The following is a 16,419-nucleotide window of genomic DNA, read 5'->3' on the forward strand; positions in this document are numbered from 1 at the left end:
TCATCACCCCGAGGTGATTGCCGCTCACTTGGCTTTCTTCTTGTACATCGCGAGCATGCGCTGGGTGACCAGGAAGCCGCCGAAGATGTTCACGCAGGCGAAGATCAGCGCGACGAAGCCGAAGCCGCGGGCCCAGCCCGAACCGCTCGAGACCATGCCGACGCCGACCGCGAGCAGCGCGCCGACCACGATCACCGAGGAGATCGCGTTGGTCACGCTCATCAGCGGCGTATGCAGCGCCGGCGTCACCGACCACACCACGAAATAGCCGACAAACACGGCGAGGACGAAAATCGACAGCCGGAACACGAACGGATCGACGGCCTGCGCGAGATGCTCCATGGCTTCTCTCCTTACTTCGGCTGGAAGTTGGGATGGATGACGGCGCCGTCCTTGGTCAGCGCGGTGGCCTTCACCAGCTCGTCGTCCCAATTGACCGCGAGTGCCTTGTTGGCCTTGTCGACCATCGTCTCGATGAACGAGAAAAGGTTGCGCGCGTAGAGCCCCGAGGCCGACGCCGCGACGCGGCCGGCGACGTTGGTGTAGCCGACGATCTTGATGCCGTCGGCCTCGACCACCTCGCCGGGCCTGGCGCCCTCGACATTGCCGCCGCGCTCGACCGCGAGATCGACCAGCACCGAGCCGGGCTTCATCGATTTCACCATCTCGCCGGTAACGAGCTTCGGCGCCGGACGGCCCGGGATCAGCGCGGTCGTGATCACGATGTCCTGCTTCTTGATGTGCTCGGCGGTCAGCGCGGCCTGCTTGGCCTGGTACTCCTTGGACATCTCCTTGGCGTAGCCGCCGGCGGTCTGCGCGTTCTTGAATTCCTCGTCCTCGACGGCGAGGAATTTCGCGCCGAGCGATTCGACCTGTTCCTTGGTGGCCGGGCGCACGTCGGTCGCGGTGACGACGGCCCCGAGCCGCCGCGCGGTCGCGATCGCCTGCAGGCCGGCGACGCCGACGCCCATCACGAACACCTTCGCGGCCGGAACGGTGCCGGCGGCGGTCATCATCATCGGGAAGGCGCGGCCAAAGGCCTCGGCGCCCTCGATCACGGCGCGGTAGCCGGCCAGATTGGCCTGCGAGGACAACACGTCCATCACCTGCGCGCGGGTGATGCGCGGCATCAATTCCATCGCGAAGGCAGACACGCCGGCATCGGCCATCGCCTTCAGCGCGGCCTCGTTGCCGTAGGGATCCATGATCGCGATGACCAGAGCGCCGCGCTTGTATTTGGAGAGTTCGGAGGCTTCCGGCCGCTTCACCTTGATGATGATGTCGGCGTCCTTGAGCGCGTCCGCGCTGACGGTGGCGCCAACCGCGGTGAACTCCGAATCGGGAAGGCCCGACTTGATGCCCGCGCCCGGCTCGACCGCGACCTCGGCGCCGAGTGCCTTGAACTTCTTCACGGTATCGGGCGAGGCCGCAACCCGCGGCTCGGACGGATCAATTTCCTTGGCAACGGCAATCTTCATGGGCCCTCCGGCGGCGCGAGCGGCGCACGCGTCTTCAAACTAGCGTTATTTTCGCCAGATTTGGATACCCGGTTTTTACATCCGGATTCGACAGGAATTCCGGCACCGCCGCGGGACGGCGGCGCCGCTAGCCGATCTCAAGGATCAGACCAGGAAATAGGCCATCAGGGCGAGAATAATGGCGACGCTGATGGTGCCCCATTTGACCAGCATGATAAACCCTTCATAGGTCTGCTCATGCGCCACGTAATCGTTGCCGTCGGCGGTCGTGTAGGCCACTTCGCTATGGTCTGCCATCGCTGTCCCCAGTCAGAAATTCGCGTTCCTCCGCGAGCCATTACCGCAAACGGGTAGGCAGGGCAACGGCGCGGTCCCGATCGGGCGATTTGAAGCGCAAATCGTCCCCGATCCGGGCGGCCCGGCAACGGCCGCGTCCGGGCCGGATTGATCTCCGAAGCGCGGACGCCAAGGAAAGATAAGGACAGATCGTGCCGTCCGGCGCAAAAGCGCCGGCTTCAGCCCCGGGACAGCGGATGGGCCTCAGCCCATCGCTTCCAGTTCGTCGATCATGCCGGCGATGACGGACAGGCCGCCGTCCCAGAATTTGGGGTCCTTGGCATCGAGCCCGAACGGCCGCAGCAGCTCGGAGTAGTGCTTGGTGCCGCCGGCGGCGAGCATGTCGAGATAGCGCTCGGCAAAGCCTTCGGACGCGTGCTCGTAGACCGCATAGAGCGAGTTCACGAGACAATCGCCGAACGCATAGGCATAGACGTAGAACGGCGAGTGGATGAAATGCGGGATGTACATCCAGAACGTCTCGTAGCCCGGCTTGATCTCGATCGCCGGCCCCAGGCTCTCGCCCTGCACGCTGAGCCAGATCTGGCCGATCCGCTCGGCGGTGAGTTCGCCGTTCTTGCGCTCGGTATGAACCGCGCGCTCGAATGAATAGAACGCGATCTGCCGCACCACGGTATTGATCATGTCCTCGACCTTGCCCGCGAGCAGCGCCTGGCGCTGCTTGGCGTTCCTGGTCTGGGACAATAGCCGCTTGAAGGTCAGCATCTCGCCGAACACGCTTGCGGTTTCCGCCAGCGTCAGCGGCGTCGGCGCCATCAGCGCGCCGTTCTTCGCCGCCAGCACCTGATGGACGCCATGACCGAGCTCATGCGCCAGCGTCATCACGTCGCGCGGCTTGCCCTGATAGTTCATCAGCACATAGGGATGCGCCGACGGCGTGGTCGGATGCGAGAACGCGCCGGGCGCCTTGCCGGGACGGACCGGCGCATCGATCCAGCGATCGTCGAAGAAGCGCTCCGCGATCGCGGCCATCTTGGGCGAGAAGCCGCTATAGGCCGACAGCACCATGTTGCGCGCCTCGGGCCAGGCGATGGTGCCGGTCGCCGCGAACGGCAGCGGGGCGTTGCGGTCCCAGTGCGGCAGCTTCTTCTTTTTGAACCAGCCGGCCTTGAGCGCGTAATAGCGGTGCGACAGCTTCGGATAGGCCGCGCGCACCGAGGCGACCAGCGCATCGACCACCTCGCGCTCGACGCGGTTGTTGAGATGGCGGGAGTCCGCGACATCCTGGAAGCCGCGCCAGCGGTCGGAGATTTCCTTGTCCTTGGCGAGCGTGTTGGTGATCAGCGCGAAGCTGCGCTCATTGTCCTTGAAGGTCTTGGCAAGCGCCTGCGCGGCAGCCATGCGCTTGTCCCCCGCCTTGTCCTGCAGCAGGTTCAGCGTCGGCTCGATCGCGAGCTCCTTGCCGCCGACCTTGAAACGCAGGCCGGAGATGGTCTGGTCGAACAGCCGGTTCCAGGCCGCGTAGCCGCTTTGCGCCTTTTCGTGGAACAGCTGCTCGACGCGATCCTCGAGCTGGTACGGCTTGTCCTCGCGCAGATCCTCGATCCAGGGCCGGTAATGGCCGAGTTCGGGTTCGGCCATCGCGCGCTCGATCACGTCATCGTCGACCCGATTGAGCTCGAGCGAGAAGAACAACAGATGCACCGACGCAGCGGTCAGCCGCTCGGAAATATCGCCGTAGAATTTCGAGATCGCGGGATCGACGCTGTCGCCGGCATGGACGAGGCCGGCGTAAGAGCCGAGACGGCCAGCCAGATCGTCGATCGCCTCATAGCGCCGGATCGCCTCGGCCAGCCACTTTCCGCCACCCTCTTTGGCGGTATTTTCGGCAAGCTTGCCCTTGTAGTCGGTCTCAAACGCGACGCAATCTGCGTCCATTTTCTGCAAGTCGCGTGCGACCTCAGGCGCATCGATACCGGAGTAGAGATCTGCCAGATTCCATTCCGGAAGCTTGCCGGTCTTGTTGGCTGCCTTTTTCGCCGCCGGGCCGCCTGCGGACGATTTGCGTTGCGCGGCCGTCTTGCGCAACGCGGCTTCCTTGCGGAGAGCGGCCTTGCTGAGGGCAGACTTGTTGGATGCAGTTTTGGAGCGCGAGGTCATCTTGTTCGTAACCTTGGTTCAGTCGGAAAGATGTCGGCGGCGGCGGAATGAATGCGGGTTTGCAACATTTAAGAGTGCGTTAATCGGCATCGGCGACATTGCCCCGATTCGAGACAAATAAACGTAGCGTGCGGGGAAAACCATGGCTGCCACCATTTTGATCGCCGATGACGACGCAGTACAGCGCCGTTTGGTTGAAAACATGGTGCAGAAGTGCGGCTATGAGCCCCTCGTCGTGGACAGTGGCGACGCGGCGATCGCGGCCCTGACCGCATCCGAGACGCAGGCGATTGACGCCGTCGTGCTCGACCTCGTGATGCCGGGCCTCGACGGTCTCGGAGTCCTCGCAAAAATTCGTGAAGCTGGTTTGACCGTCCCGGTCATCGTGCAGACCGCGCATGGCGGCATCGACAATGTCGTGTCGGCGATGCGCGCCGGTGCCCAGGATTTCGTTGTCAAGCCGGTCGGCTTCGAGCGGCTGCAGGTTTCCCTGCGCAACGCCCTCAACGCCTCGGCGCTGAAGGGCGAATTGCAGCGGATCCGCCACAGCCGCGAGGGCCGGCTGACCTTCTCCGATATTATCACCCGCAGCGAGGCGATGGCCGGGGTGCTGCGCACCGCGCAAAAGGCCGCGTCCTCGACGATCCCGGTGCTGATCGAGGGCGAATCCGGCGTCGGCAAGGAACTGTTCGCGCGCGCCATTCATGGCAGCGGCGAGCGCAAGGCCAGGCCGTTCGTTGCGGTGAATTGCGGCGCGATCCCGGACAATCTCGTCGAATCGATCCTGTTCGGCCACGAGAAGGGCGCCTTCACCGGCGCCACCGAGCGCCACCAGGGCAAGTTCGTCGAAGCGCATGGTGGCACGCTGTTCCTCGACGAGGTCGGTGAATTGCCGCTGGCCACGCAGGTGAAATTGCTGCGCGCCCTGCAGGAAGGCACCGTCGAGGCGGTCGGCGGCCGCAAGCCGGTCAAGGTCGATGTTCGCATCATCTCGGCGACCAACCGCAAGCTGCTCGATCTCGTGAAAGGCGGCCAGTTCCGCGAGGACCTGTTCTATCGCCTGCACGTGCTGCCGCTGACCATTCCGGCGCTGCGACAGCGGCGCGAAGACATCCCGCATCTGTTGCGGCATTTCCTCGCGCGGTTCTGCGCCGAGGAAAACCGCAACATCACCGGCATCAGCGGCGAGGCGATGGCCCACCTTTCGCAGCTCGACTGGCCGGGCAACATCCGCCAGCTCGAGAACACGGTGTATCGCGCCGTGGTGATGAGCGACGGCGACCAGCTCGCGCTCGCCGATTTCCCGCAAGGAACGGCGCATCCGGTAGCGGAGGGCACATCGCTGCAGGGCGAGCCGCTGGTGGTGTCGCCCTCCACGGCCCCCGCCATGATTTCCGGTAATGAAATACCAGTTGCCGTCTCCCTGCCCACCGCCGGCGGCCTCGCCATGCTCAATGCCGCGGGCGAGGTGCGCCCCCTGGAAGATCTCGAGAACGAGATCATCCGCTTTGCGATTTCGCATTACCGCGGACAGATGTCGGAGGTCGCGCGCCGCCTCAAGATCGGCCGCTCGACGCTCTATCGCAAGCTCGACGAAGCTGCGGCCGGCGCGCGCGCAAGCGACGCCACTTAGCCCTCAAGGCCGACAGGGCCATACCAGGGAACCTTTTGAACCGTGTCGTGGCGGTGACAGACAAAGGCTGTGCCGCGTGGCAAAAACGCACAGCCCGGAGTGAAATCAGCTGCTTCGAGGTCAGTTTGTCGTGAGTTGCCCCGCATGGCGCTGGCTGCATGAGAGGGGCAAAGGTATCGTCTGCGTTCGTTGTGTGCAGGCGTGCGAGTCGATCGAGAGGCCGGCGCTTTCGCGCAAGCTACGAAACCAAATTCTGAATTGAACTGTTCCGGTTTGACGAGGGGCAGTTTCACCCAGGGGGTGTGACGATGCGTGACTGTTCGAACAACCGTCGAGGATTTGACCGCGTATTGATGGCCGTCGCGGCAACCTTCCTCACGGTGTCCGCGACCTCGGCCCTCGCGCAGGACACGCCGCACTCCAGCGCTTCGGAACTCGCGATCGACGCGGCGATCCCGCGCCCCGAACCGGCCAACGTGCCGCCCCCCACCGCAAGCGATTTCAAGGCCGACACCACCGCAGCGCTGCCCGATGCAGCCAAGCCGGCCGACGTGAAGCCAGCGGATGTACAAGCCACCGAAGCCAAGCCTGCTGAGACAAAGCCGGTCGACGCCAAGCCAGCAGAGCCGAGCGCGACTGCAAAGGCGGTCGAGCCGAAGCCCGCCGATGCGCCGAAGACCGATACCGCCGTCGCGCCGTCGGCCCCCGCCCCGGCAACTGCCACCGCGCCTGCCGCAAGCCCCGCGCCTGCAACGGCCGCGGCGCCTGCCACAGCGCCTGCTCCGGCGACGGCCGCTGCTCCCGCTACGGAGCCTGCGAAGGCCGCGAGCAACGTTGCCGCCGAGGATCAGCCGGTTGCCGACAAGCTGCGCGAACTGCTCGCCGGCAAGTCGCTGCGCACCTTCGACCGCAAGAACGAGCGCGCGGCGGCCGAGAAATTCTATTCGGGTCGCGAATACGCGCCGGTGTTCACCAAGGCCGGCAAGCTGACCGACGCCGGCAAGGGCGTCATCGCGCGCCTGAAGGACGCGGCCGCCGACGGCCTCGATGCATCAGACTATCCGGTGCCGGATTTCGCCGCGGCGACCTCGCCGGACGCGCTGGCCGACGCCGAGCTGAAGCTCGCGGCCAGCATGCTGGACTACGCCCGCCAGGCCCAGAGCGGCCGCATGCACTGGTCGCAGGTGTCGGGGGACATTCTCTATCCGGAGCACCCGATCGATCCGGCGGAAGTGTTCGCCAATGTGACCTCCGCCAAGGACGCCTCCGCCGCGCTCGACGGCTACAACCCGCAGCAGAAGCTCTACAAGGAGCTGAAGAAGAAGCTCGCCGAGCTGCGTGGCCAGGGCGACGGTCCGGTCATCACGATCGCGGACGGCCCGGCGCTGAAATATTTGCCGGCGCGCAAGAAGCAGGCCGCGGTCGAAATGGACGATCCGCGCGTGCCGGACCTGCGCAACAAGCTCGGCATCACCGAGGATGCCGACAGCACCAAGTATGACGCGACGGTCGCGCGGGCGGTGGAGAAATTCCAGAGCAGCGTCGATCTCAAGCCGACCGGCGTTCTCGACGAGCGCACGGTGAAGGCGCTGAACAATCCGAAGCGCGACCGGCAGATCGACACCGTGATCGTCAACATGGAGCGCTGGCGCTGGCTGCCGCGCCAGCTCGGCGCCGCCAGTGTCGGCAATGCCTATGTGATCCTCAACATCCCGGACTACACGCTGAAGGTGATGCAGAACGGCGCGCCGGTCTGGACCACCCGCGTCGTCACCGGCAAGCCCGGCCAGCATGCCACGCCGCTTCTGACCGAGACGATGAAGTACATCACGGTCAATCCGACCTGGAACGTGCCGCCGTCGATCATCTACAACGAGTATCTGCCGGCCCTGCAGCAGGATCCGACGGTGCTGCAGCGCATGGGCCTCAGGCTCGAGCGCAACCGCGACGGCTCGATCCACATCTCGCAGCCGCCGGGTGAAGCCAACGCGCTCGGCCGCATCCGCTTCAACTTCCCGAACAAGTTCCTAGTCTATCAGCACGACACGCCGGACAAGTACCTGTTCGCGAAGGACGAGCGCGCTTTCAGCCACGGCTGCATGCGCGTGCAGAACCCCGATCAGTACGCCGCCGTCCTGCTCAACATCACCGAGCCGAACCAGCACTACACGCCGGAGCGGATCCGCAGCATGTACGGCTCGAGCGAGGTCGACCTGAAATTCCCGACGCCGATCCCGGTGAACATCACCTACCAGACCGCGTTCGTGGACGATGCCGGCAAGCTGCAATTCCGCAGGGACGTTTACGGCCGCGACGCCACCATGCTGTCGCTGCTCAGGAACAGCCGCGGCAAGGACCTCGAGACGGTGGTGGCGCACGCCCAGCCGAGCTATTCGCGTCCGCCGAGCAGCAGCCTGCCCGCCGGCGTCAATGTCGCCGGCGACAACGGCTTTGGCTCCTCCGGACCAAACTTCTTCGAGCGCCTGTTCGGGGGATTCGGACAACCAGAGCCGCAGCCGATCCGTCGTGGGCAGGCTCAGCAGCAGCGCCGGGTGATCACGCGCTAGTCTGCATTTCCGCCCGATTGGGATAAATTTTGAAGCAAAATCAACGATCTCGCTCAAAAGGCGAGATCGTTTACGTTAACCATTTCGGGTCTCGGCTGGGGAGCAGGGCTATCTTTTGCCACAGTCGCCCAGTTAGTTAAGCCTAACTTGGGGGCGGGTCGGTAAACCTCGGTTAACCCTCCCGCTTTAAGAAAGCGTTCACCGTCTTCCGCAGGGGGTCTGCGAAAGATGCCGACCGAACGCTCGTCGACTGGGTGGGCTCATAGTGCTGGCTGTCTTCGCACGCCGCTGCAATCCGCTGTCGTTACCTAAGGCCGGATACCAAGTCGGCCTGACTGCGCTATTGCTGTTGGCGGGCGCGGGATCGGTGCACGATGCCACCGCGCTGAACCAGACCCGCACCCTCTCCTTCCACCACACCCATTCCGGCGAAGACCTCACCGTCACCTTCAAGCGCGAGGGTCGCTACGACGAAGGCGCGCTGAAGCAGCTCAACCACTTCCTGCGCGACTGGCGCTCCCAGGATGAAACGGTGATGGACCGTCACCTCTTCGACATCCTGTGGGACGTCTATAACGACGTCGGCGGCAAGCAGCCGATCCAGATCATCTCCGCCTATCGCGCCCCTGCCACCAACGCCATGCTCCGCCGCCGCTCCTCGGGCGTCGCGCGCCACAGCCAGCACATGCTGGGGCATGCGATGGACTTCTTCATCCCGGGCGTGCCGCTGGAGCAGATCCGCTACGCCGGCCTCCGCCTGCAGCGCGGCGGCGTCGGTTTCTATCCGACCTCGGGCTCGCCGTTCGTCCATCTCGATACCGGCAGCATTCGCCACTGGCCGCGCATGACCCGCGAGCAGCTGGTCAGGGTGTTTCCCGACGGCCGCACCGTCCATGTCCCGACCGACGGCACGCCGCTCAAGGGCTATGAGCTCGCCAAGGCCGACATCGAGCGCCGCGGCAATGGTGACGATGCCGCGACCATCGGCAAGCCGAGCCTGTTCGCCAAGCTGTTCGGTGGCGGCAAGTCGAGTGACGATGAAGACGAAGGCGCGGCCAGCGTGAACGACAAGCCCGCCGCCAACACCGTGGTGGCCGCCGCCGCGCCCGCCAAATCCGCCGATCCGATTCCGCTGCCGCGCGCCAAGCCGCAGTTCGCCGCCGCCATCCAGCTCGCCGCCGCCGACGCCCAGCTCGTGCCGATGCCGAAGGCGAAGCCCGCGGTGCAAATGGTGCAGGTGGCCGAGAACACCGCGCCGCAATCGCCTGCCGACATCATCAATGCCCGCGGCTTCTGGGGTGACGAGGGTGAGGCGCCGAAGCAGGCGTCGGCGGCGCAGATTGCCGCGCTGAAGGCCCGTGAGGCGGTCGGCGGTAGCGATCCGCAGACCACTGCCAGCACGACGACCGAAAACTTCAACAAGGCGCTGGCTTATGCGCCTGCGGCGTCACCGGTCGATCGCGCAAACATCGTCGCAGCGACCGCGCCGATCCCGCGCAACGTGCGCCCGACACGCAATGCCGCGGCTCCTAGCACCGAAATCAACACCGTCGTTGCCAAGGGCGCTCCGAGCCAGGGCGTGATCACCACCTCCGCGCGGATCTCGGCTGCCAAGGGCAACGATATCTGGATGCGCGTGGTGATGCTGGCGCCGAGCGCGAGCAATGCCATGCTGACCACGGTGCTTGGCGACACCGACATGACCATGATGCGGACTCATTTCGTGAAGCCGCAGGCCGCCGTCGTCATGACCTTCTCGGAAGATCCGATGATGGGCATGACCTGCGACCGTTTCTCGGGCTCGGCGACCGCCCTCCTGACGACCCAGTCCTTCGTGCTCCGCACCGCCTCGCTGCGCTGAGCCGCGCTTCTGCCGACAAGTAGCTTTCCGCCCCTTCAGGCCGGCAGCCCTGCCTTGAGCAGGCCGGCCTCGTAACGCGCCCGATCGGGCTCGCACTTGTAGCGCTGGGTGGTCAGGTGCGCGGCAACCGAGAAGGTCGGCTCGCGCTTCAGCACCTCGGCGGCGTGGGCCGAGGCAGCCACCGTGTTGCCCATCTGCGCGAAGGTCGCCGCGAGGAAGGCGTGATGGGTGTGGTCGGGGCGCGTGATGCGCGAGAACGCCTCGACGGCGTCGGCGTACTTCTCGGCGCAATAGCAGGCCCGGCCGAGATGGTTCCAGAACCGCTCCGGATGGAACGGATTGAGGCGCATCGCCCGCTTGATCCAGTCGATGCCCTCCTCGGGCCGCCCGAGCCAGGTCAGGAGCTCGCCCTGCTGCACGACCACGAGGTCGTAATTCGGATTGAGCGCGAGCGCGCGTTCCTGGTGGAAGGTCGCCTTGTCGTGGTCGTCGCGGTTGAGGTTCAGGGCGGCGAGGATCCGGTGCACGTCGCTGTCATTGTCGTCGAGCTTGAGCGCGATCTCGAGCTCTGCGCCGACCTGCGCCATGGTCGCGTCGCGGTCGGTGCACCAGTTGTAGACCCAGGTCTGGCCGAGCACGCAGGCCCGCCAGGCGTGGGCATGGGCATAGTTCGGGTCAAGCACGATGGCCCGCTCAAGCAGGCGCTGCGCCTCCGCGTTGTCGTCCCGTGCCGAGCGATGATGCAGCACCTTGGCGGCGAGCACGCACTCGTAGGCCGCCATGTTGTCGGTCGGCTTGCGCTTGACGCGGTCATGCGCGGCAGCCTCGACGCGTCCCGGCAAGGTCGCCACGATCGCGCGCGTCATCTCGTCCTGGATGGCGAAGATGTCGGCAAGCTCGCGGTCGTAGCGTTCGGCCCAGACGTGCCGGTCGGCCACGGCGTCGATCAGCTGCACGGTGACGCGGATCCGGCCGCCCGCCTTCCGCACGCTGCCTTCCAGCACATAGTCGACGGCGAATTCCTTCGCGACGTCCTGCACCTTCACGGCCTTGCCCTTGTACACGAAGCTCGAGTTGCGCGAGATCACCAGCAGATCGTGGAAGCGCGACAGCTCGGTGATGATGTCCTCGGTGAGCCCGTCGGCGAAGAATTCCTGCTCGGGATCGCCGCTCATGTTGACGAGCGGCAGCACGGCGATGGAGGGCTTCTTGGCGACGACAGGGGCGGCCACCGCACCCGGGTGCTCCGGAACGGGCCTGGCACCGGATTCGAGATGGACGCGGAAGACCCGGATCGGGCGCGCGATGTTCTTGACGGTCTGGTCGCCGAGATCCTCGAAGCTCAGATCTTCCAGGCGATCGCCGACCTGATCGCGGACCGCGCCGGAAATGCAGATGCCGCCGGGCTCGGCCAGCGTCTCCAGGCGGGACGCGACGTTGACGCCGTCGCCGAAGATGTCGGCACCGTCAACGATCACGTCGCCAAGATTGATGCCGATGCGAAACTGCATCCAGCGCGCCGGCGCGACGTCGGCGTTGCGCTTCGCCATCCGGCTCTGAACCTCGGCCGCGCACAGCACCGCATCGACGACGCTATGAAATTCGACCAGCAGGCCGTCGCCGGTGGTCTTGATGATGCGGCCGCGATTCTTGGCGATGGCCGGATCGATCAGCTCGATGCGATGGGTTTTGAGGCGCGCAAGGGTGCCCGTCTCGTCAGCCTCCATCAGGCGGCTATAGCCGACCATGTCGGCGGCGAGGACCGCAGCGAGCCGGCGCTCTGGTCCTGGCACGTCCATCTGAACGATCTGCCCGGTTACCTCGCCGCCAGTGTAGCAAATCCCGGGATTTCACCCAAGCCTCGACAGGAGGCCCGCCAGCAGCTTTGACCTGAGCCTTTGGGGGCGCGCCTTGGGGGGGCACGCCTTGGCGAACGCCCGGCACGAGGTGGCCGCTGCGCGCCTCAGAGCATCCCCAGCGCCTGCATGTAGGTCTCCAGGATGGTCTCCTGCTCCTGGCGCTCGTTCGGATCCTGCTTGCGCAAACGGATGATGGCGCGCAGCGCCTTGACGTCGAAGCCGTTGCCCTTGCTCTCGGCATAGACGTCGCGAATGTCGTCCGAGATCGTCTTCTTCTCTTCTTCCAGCCGCTCGATGCGCTCGATGATGGACTTGAGCTGGTCCTTGGCAAATCGCGTTGCGGGCTCTTCCTTGACGGCGGCAGACGTGGTGGCCATCGCGCACTCCTGAACGGGTATTGAAATGTTACGCGAATACGCGCCTCGCGCACCGCTTGCTGCGGGCGACCCTCGATTTTGGCGCGCGTTCCGTCAAGGAAACATCGCGCTCATCCACAGCGCGCCCACAGGAGATGCGGACGGCCGCGGAACTGACATCACACAGGCTGAGGTTCAATGCCCGCTTTGGGCCTTCTTCATCGCCGCGAGCTGCTCCGGCGTCGCGCTGCCCTGATGCTTCGCCTTCCATTCCTCATACGGCATGCCGTAGACCGCCTCACGGCTCTCGTCCTTGCTCACGGCAAGGCCCTTGGCGTCGGCCTCTTCCTTCATCCAGTTGGACAGGCAGTTGCGGCAGAAGCCGGCGAGGTTCATCAGATCGATGTTTTGCACATCGGTGCGGTTGCGCAGGTGACTGACGAGACGCCGGAAGACCGCGGCCTCGAGTTCCGTTCTGGTTTTGTCGTCAATGCTCATGATCGTGATCCCGTGTGTCGCGCTCACCATATTGATATCAGGTGGGAATTGTCACAGATTTTGCCATATCGGCGCGCAAAACGGACCGGTCCGGCCACCCCGGCCAAGGTCCGACAGCGTCGCAGACGGGCGCCCGCCCGTTGACAGTGCCGGCCGGGCACGCGAAATCGTCCATGATTTGATATAGCTTCGCTGCATGAGCCCAACAGATTCCCTCGCCTCAGCTCCCCGCAATATCCGCCTGATGTTGGCCGGCCTCCTGCCGGTGCTGGCGCTTGTCGCGGCCTGCCTGTGGACGAGTCCGGCGGCCGCCGATTTCCGGCTCTGCAACAACACTTCGAGCCGCGTCGGCATCGCGCTCGGCTACAAGGACGCCGAGGGCTGGACCACCGAGGGCTGGTGGAACGTGTCGTCGCGCACCTGCGAGACCTTGCTGCGCGGCAACCTTGTGGCGCGCTACTACTACATCTACGCTCTCGACTATGATCGCGGCGGCGAATGGTCCGGCCAGGCCTTCATGTGCTCGCGCGACAAGGAATTCACCATCAAGGGCACCGAAAATTGCCTGGCGCGCGGGTTTGACCGCACCGGCTTCTTCGAGGTCGACACCGGCGAGCAGCGTGCGTGGACCGTCCAGCTGACCGAAGCCAACGAACAACAGCCGCAGAAAGTACCGGGAATGCCGGGCGGCGTGGGTCCAGGAAGTCCCGGGGCGATGCCGGGCCTGCCCAACCCGCCGCCGGGCGCAGCGCCTCCGGGCGCGTCTGGTCTGCCGCCAGCCGCACCACCCGGAAGCAAACAATGAGACGACTGCGTCGAATCAAGATCCTCGCAACACTCGGCCCGGCCTCCTCAGACAGCGCGATGATCCGCAAGCTGTTCGAGGCGGGCGCCGACGTCTTCCGCATCAACATGAGCCATACCCCGCATGACAAGATGCGGGAGCTGGTCAAGACCATCCGCAATGTCGAATCGAGCTACGGCCGGCCGATCGGCATCCTGGTCGACCTGCAAGGACCGAAGCTGCGGGTTGGCGCGTTCGCGGAAGGCGCGACCCAGCTCAAGAACGGCCAGAGCTTCATTCTGGATTCCGACAAGACGCCGGGCGACAACAGCCGCGTCCAGCTTCCGCATCCGGAGATCCTTGCCGCGCTCCGCCCGGGCCATGCGCTGTTGCTCGACGACGGCAAGGTGCGGCTGATCGCCGAGGAAACCTCGCCCGAGCGCGCGGTCACGCGCGTCGTGATCGGCGGCAAGATGTCGGACCGCAAGGGCGTCAGCCTGCCCGATACCGATCTGCCGGTGTCGGCGATGACCGCAAAGGACCGCGCCGACCTGGAAGCCGCGCTGCCGGAGGGGATCGACTGGGTCGCGCTGTCCTTCGTGCAGCGCGCCGAGGACGTGATCGAGGCCAAGAAGATGATCCGCGGCCGCGCCGCCGTGATGGCCAAGATCGAGAAGCCGCAGGCGATCGACCGCCTCGCCGACATCATCGAAGCATCGGACGCGCTGATGGTGGCCCGCGGCGATCTCGGCGTCGAACTGCCGCTGGAGCGGGTGCCGAGCCTGCAGAAGCAGATGATCCGGATGGCGCGCCGCGCCGGCAGGCCGGTGGTGGTCGCGACCCAGATGCTGGAATCGATGATCCAGGCGCCGGTGCCGACGCGCGCCGAAGTCTCCGACGTCGCCACCGCCGTCTACGAAGGCGCCGACGCCATCATGCTGTCGGCGGAATCCGCCGCCGGCAAATTCCCGGTGGAGGCGGTCTCGACCATGAACCGCATCGGCGAGGAAGTGGAGCGCGACCCGACCTATCGCAACGTGATCAACGCGCAGCGCGTCGATCCTGAAGCGACGGTGGGTGACGCCATTGCCGATGCCGCGCGGCAGATCGCCGAGACGCTCGACCTGTCGGCGATCATCTGCTGGACGTCGTCAGGCTCGACCGCGATCCGGGTGGCGCGCGAGCGCCCGAAGGTGCCGGTGGTTGCGATCACGCCGAACCTCGTCACCGGCCGCAAGCTGTCGGTGGTGTGGGGCGTGCATTGCGTGGTCGCCGAGGACGCGCACGATCTCGACGACATGGTCGACCGCGCCGGCTCGATTGCGTTCCGCGACGGTTTTGCCAAGGCCGGCCAGCGCGTCATCATCGTTGCCGGCGTGCCGCTGCGCGCGCCCGGCACCACCAACATGCTGCGCATCGCCTCGGTCGGCCCGAGGGGCGACGCGCAGCTCTAGATTCCTGTTTGACGCGTCTTCTTCACGCGTGCCCACTTCGCTCGAAAACGCGCGAACCCATCGCGCGGCGATCAGCCCTGCAACGACGCGTCGAGCGCGATCTTGGTGTTGAGCAGCTTCGACACCGGACATCCGGCCTTCGCCTTGCCGGCCAGTTCCTGGAACGTCGCGTTATCGGCGCCCGGGATCTTCGCCGACAGCGTCAAGTGCACCGCGGTGATGGCAAAGCCGTCGGCGACCTTCTCCAGGGTCACATCGGCCTTGGTCTCCATATACTCCGCCGTGAGCTTGGCTTCGCCCAGGATCAGCGACAGCGCCATCGTGAAGCAGGCGGCATGCGCCGCGCCGATCAGCTCCTCCGGGTTCGAACCCGGTTTGCCCTCGAAGCGGCTGGCGAAGCCGTAGGGGTAATCCGAGAGCGCGCCGCTCTTGGTCGAGATCGCGCCCTTGCCGTCCTTGATGCCGCCCTGCCATTTGGCCGAGCCATGGGTCGTCGTCATGGGTTGCTCCGTGAGGTGGTTGAGCCCAGCCCCGAAACCTACAACGCCATTGCGACAGAAGTGTTCTTCGCGCGCCTTGACCTCACCCTGGCCTCAGGCGCCGACCAGCGCCTTGGCCGGAGTCGTTGCCTGCACCACGAGGCCACGCGCGCGTGCGTCCATCACGCCGACCGCGCGCAGCGCGAGCAGCGTCACGGTCTGCACCGCGTCACGCAGCTTGATCGGATCGTCGAGATTGGCCGGCGCCAGCGGGCCGACCAGCGCCTCGTGCAGCGCGCCGAGCAAGGCGGTGGCGGCCAGCGCCGTATCCTGCGCCGGCAGATGGCCGGCGCGCACGGCGGCATCGATGCGCATGGCCAGCTCGCCGGAAATATCGCGGCGGCTGGCAAGGCGCGAGGCGGTGACGTCGACGTCGACCGGCTCGGCTAAAATGCCCCAGGCGAGCTTGCGTTGCGACAGCACGTGAACCGCAATCGTCGTCACCGCGGCGGCGAGCGCCGATGACGGCCCTGGCGCGGCATCGGCGGCGCGCCGGATCGCCGTGAGCTCGTCGCGCGAGACTTCCGTGATCAGTTCCGAGATCAACTCGGCCTTCGACGGAAAATAGCGGTAGACCGTTCCGGCCGCGACATTGGCCCGCACCGCGACGGGTGCGATCTGGACCGCCGCCATGCCGCCCGCCGCCGCCGCGTCCCGCGCAGCCGACAGGATGGCGCTGCGCCGCGCGGCCAGCCGTTTCACGACCTGATGAGTTCGCCGGTAAACCATGGCGTTCCGTCCCCCCGCCGTGCGCGCCCCGGCCGGCGCCCACCGGCAGAACACACGAGTCTTCAACGTTTTGAACGATTGATCCCGCAATCGTCTGAAGAAGTGAACAACTATTCAGACTGAATGACAAGCTGGAATTGTAAGGATTTTTTGCAACCTCTGGCACCACCTCTGATTGAGCCGGCGGCGCTCCGGCCGCTCCCG

Annotated in this window: 14 protein-coding genes; 5 read left to right on the plus strand and 9 right to left on the minus strand. The window is 65.6% G+C overall.

Annotation, left to right across the window (positions count from 1 at the left end):
* Positions 1-24 precede the first annotated feature (24 nt).
* The 4 genes from XI02_RS38620 to XI02_RS38635 form a co-directional block, all read right to left on the minus strand.
* Entirely contained in the window at positions 25-342 is a 318-nt protein-coding gene (locus XI02_RS38620) for a proton-translocating transhydrogenase family protein (RefSeq protein ID WP_016841609.1), read from the minus strand.
* Between the two features lie 11 nt (positions 343-353).
* Complete coding sequence (locus XI02_RS38625) at positions 354-1,478, minus strand: Re/Si-specific NAD(P)(+) transhydrogenase subunit alpha (protein ID WP_018268745.1); 1,125 nt, start codon at positions 1,476-1,478, stop codon at positions 354-356.
* A gap of 144 nt (positions 1,479-1,622) precedes the next feature.
* Positions 1,623-1,775 (minus strand): aa3-type cytochrome c oxidase subunit IV, encoded by a 153-nt coding sequence (locus XI02_RS38630; RefSeq protein WP_016841611.1) that lies wholly within the window; start codon positions 1,773-1,775, stop codon positions 1,623-1,625.
* Positions 1,776-2,018: 243 nt separating this feature from the next.
* A complete protein-coding gene (locus tag XI02_RS38635) occupies positions 2,019-3,935 on the minus strand; it encodes a M3 family oligoendopeptidase (RefSeq protein ID WP_172646764.1) in 1,917 nt (638 codons plus the stop codon).
* Positions 3,936-4,077: 142 nt separating this feature from the next.
* Between XI02_RS38635 and XI02_RS38640 the strand changes: the two genes are divergently transcribed.
* The 3 genes from XI02_RS38640 to XI02_RS38650 all read left to right on the plus strand — a co-directional run bounded on the left by XI02_RS38640 (position 4,078) and on the right by XI02_RS38650 (position 9,996).
* Positions 4,078-5,568 (plus strand): sigma-54 dependent transcriptional regulator, encoded by a 1,491-nt coding sequence (locus XI02_RS38640; protein ID WP_069280122.1) that lies wholly within the window; start codon positions 4,078-4,080, stop codon positions 5,566-5,568.
* 308 nt (positions 5,569-5,876) lie between these two features.
* The gene (locus XI02_RS38645; RefSeq protein ID WP_172646763.1) at positions 5,877-8,135 is read left to right on the plus strand and encodes a L,D-transpeptidase family protein; all 2,259 of its coding nucleotides are present in this window, start codon (positions 5,877-5,879) and stop codon (positions 8,133-8,135) included.
* Positions 8,136-8,400: 265 nt separating this feature from the next.
* Entirely contained in the window at positions 8,401-9,996 is a 1,596-nt protein-coding gene (locus tag XI02_RS38650) for a DUF882 domain-containing protein (RefSeq protein ID WP_172646762.1), read from the plus strand.
* A 35-nt stretch (positions 9,997-10,031) separates the two neighbouring features.
* Here XI02_RS38650 and XI02_RS38655 read toward each other — a convergent pair whose 3' ends face one another.
* The 3 genes from XI02_RS38655 to XI02_RS38665 all read right to left on the minus strand — a co-directional run bounded on the left by XI02_RS38655 (position 10,032) and on the right by XI02_RS38665 (position 12,709).
* Entirely contained in the window at positions 10,032-11,795 is a 1,764-nt protein-coding gene (locus tag XI02_RS38655; RefSeq protein ID WP_016841615.1) for an adenylate/guanylate cyclase domain-containing protein, read from the minus strand.
* A gap of 164 nt (positions 11,796-11,959) precedes the next feature.
* A complete protein-coding gene (locus XI02_RS38660) occupies positions 11,960-12,232 on the minus strand; it encodes a DUF2312 domain-containing protein (protein WP_016841616.1) in 273 nt (90 codons plus the stop codon).
* A 174-nt stretch (positions 12,233-12,406) separates the two neighbouring features.
* Positions 12,407-12,709: a DUF1244 domain-containing protein gene (locus tag XI02_RS38665; protein WP_026191804.1), complete on the minus strand. Its 303-nt coding sequence runs from the start codon at positions 12,707-12,709 to the stop codon at positions 12,407-12,409.
* A 244-nt stretch (positions 12,710-12,953) separates the two neighbouring features.
* Between XI02_RS38665 and XI02_RS38670 the strand changes: the two genes are divergently transcribed.
* Both XI02_RS38670 and pyk read left to right on the plus strand, forming a co-directional pair.
* Positions 12,954-13,514 carry a DUF1036 domain-containing protein gene (locus XI02_RS38670; RefSeq protein WP_172646761.1) on the plus strand — a complete coding sequence of 187 codons (561 nt, stop codon included), beginning with the start codon at positions 12,954-12,956 and terminating at the stop codon, positions 13,512-13,514.
* On the plus strand, positions 13,511-14,947 hold the full coding sequence (gene pyk / locus XI02_RS38675) for a pyruvate kinase (protein ID WP_026191805.1): 1,437 nt from the start codon (positions 13,511-13,513) through the stop codon (positions 14,945-14,947). Before XI02_RS38670 ends, pyk begins: the two co-directional genes overlap by 4 nt.
* Before the next feature lie 71 nt (positions 14,948-15,018).
* Here pyk and XI02_RS38680 read toward each other — a convergent pair whose 3' ends face one another.
* Both XI02_RS38680 and XI02_RS38685 read right to left on the minus strand, forming a co-directional pair.
* On the minus strand, positions 15,019-15,447 hold the full coding sequence (locus XI02_RS38680; protein WP_172646760.1) for an OsmC family protein: 429 nt from the start codon (positions 15,445-15,447) through the stop codon (positions 15,019-15,021).
* 93 nt (positions 15,448-15,540) lie between these two features.
* Entirely contained in the window at positions 15,541-16,215 is a 675-nt protein-coding gene (locus XI02_RS38685) for a TetR/AcrR family transcriptional regulator (protein ID WP_026191806.1), read from the minus strand.
* Positions 16,216-16,419 lie beyond the last annotated feature (204 nt).

It is taken from the genome of Bradyrhizobium sp. CCBAU 21365, assembly GCF_015291305.1.
Classification (GTDB): domain Bacteria; phylum Pseudomonadota; class Alphaproteobacteria; order Rhizobiales; family Xanthobacteraceae; genus Bradyrhizobium; species Bradyrhizobium elkanii.

Coding starts and splice junctions, on each gene's coding strand:
- XI02_RS38670 (WP_172646761.1), top strand. CDS start 12,954: ATGTTGGCCGGCCTCCTGCCGGTGCTGGCGCTTGTCGCGGCCTGCCTG.
- XI02_RS38660 (WP_016841616.1), bottom strand. CDS start 12,232: ATGGCCACCACGTCTGCCGCCGTCAAGGAAGAGCCCGCAACGCGATTT.
- XI02_RS38680 (WP_172646760.1), bottom strand. CDS start 15,447: ATGACGACGACCCATGGCTCGGCCAAATGGCAGGGCGGCATCAAGGAC.
- pyk (WP_026191805.1), top strand. CDS start 13,511: ATGAGACGACTGCGTCGAATCAAGATCCTCGCAACACTCGGCCCGGCC.
- XI02_RS38630 (WP_016841611.1), bottom strand. CDS start 1,775: ATGGCAGACCATAGCGAAGTGGCCTACACGACCGCCGACGGCAACGAT.
- XI02_RS38655 (WP_016841615.1), bottom strand. CDS start 11,795: ATGGACGTGCCAGGACCAGAGCGCCGGCTCGCTGCGGTCCTCGCCGCC.
- XI02_RS38645 (WP_172646763.1), top strand. CDS start 5,877: ATGCGTGACTGTTCGAACAACCGTCGAGGATTTGACCGCGTATTGATG.
- XI02_RS38635 (WP_172646764.1), bottom strand. CDS start 3,935: ATGACCTCGCGCTCCAAAACTGCATCCAACAAGTCTGCCCTCAGCAAG.
- XI02_RS38685 (WP_026191806.1), bottom strand. CDS start 16,215: ATGGTTTACCGGCGAACTCATCAGGTCGTGAAACGGCTGGCCGCGCGG.
- XI02_RS38665 (WP_026191804.1), bottom strand. CDS start 12,709: ATGAGCATTGACGACAAAACCAGAACGGAACTCGAGGCCGCGGTCTTC.
- XI02_RS38640 (WP_069280122.1), top strand. CDS start 4,078: ATGGCTGCCACCATTTTGATCGCCGATGACGACGCAGTACAGCGCCGT.
- XI02_RS38625 (WP_018268745.1), bottom strand. CDS start 1,478: ATGAAGATTGCCGTTGCCAAGGAAATTGATCCGTCCGAGCCGCGGGTT.
- XI02_RS38620 (WP_016841609.1), bottom strand. CDS start 342: ATGGAGCATCTCGCGCAGGCCGTCGATCCGTTCGTGTTCCGGCTGTCG.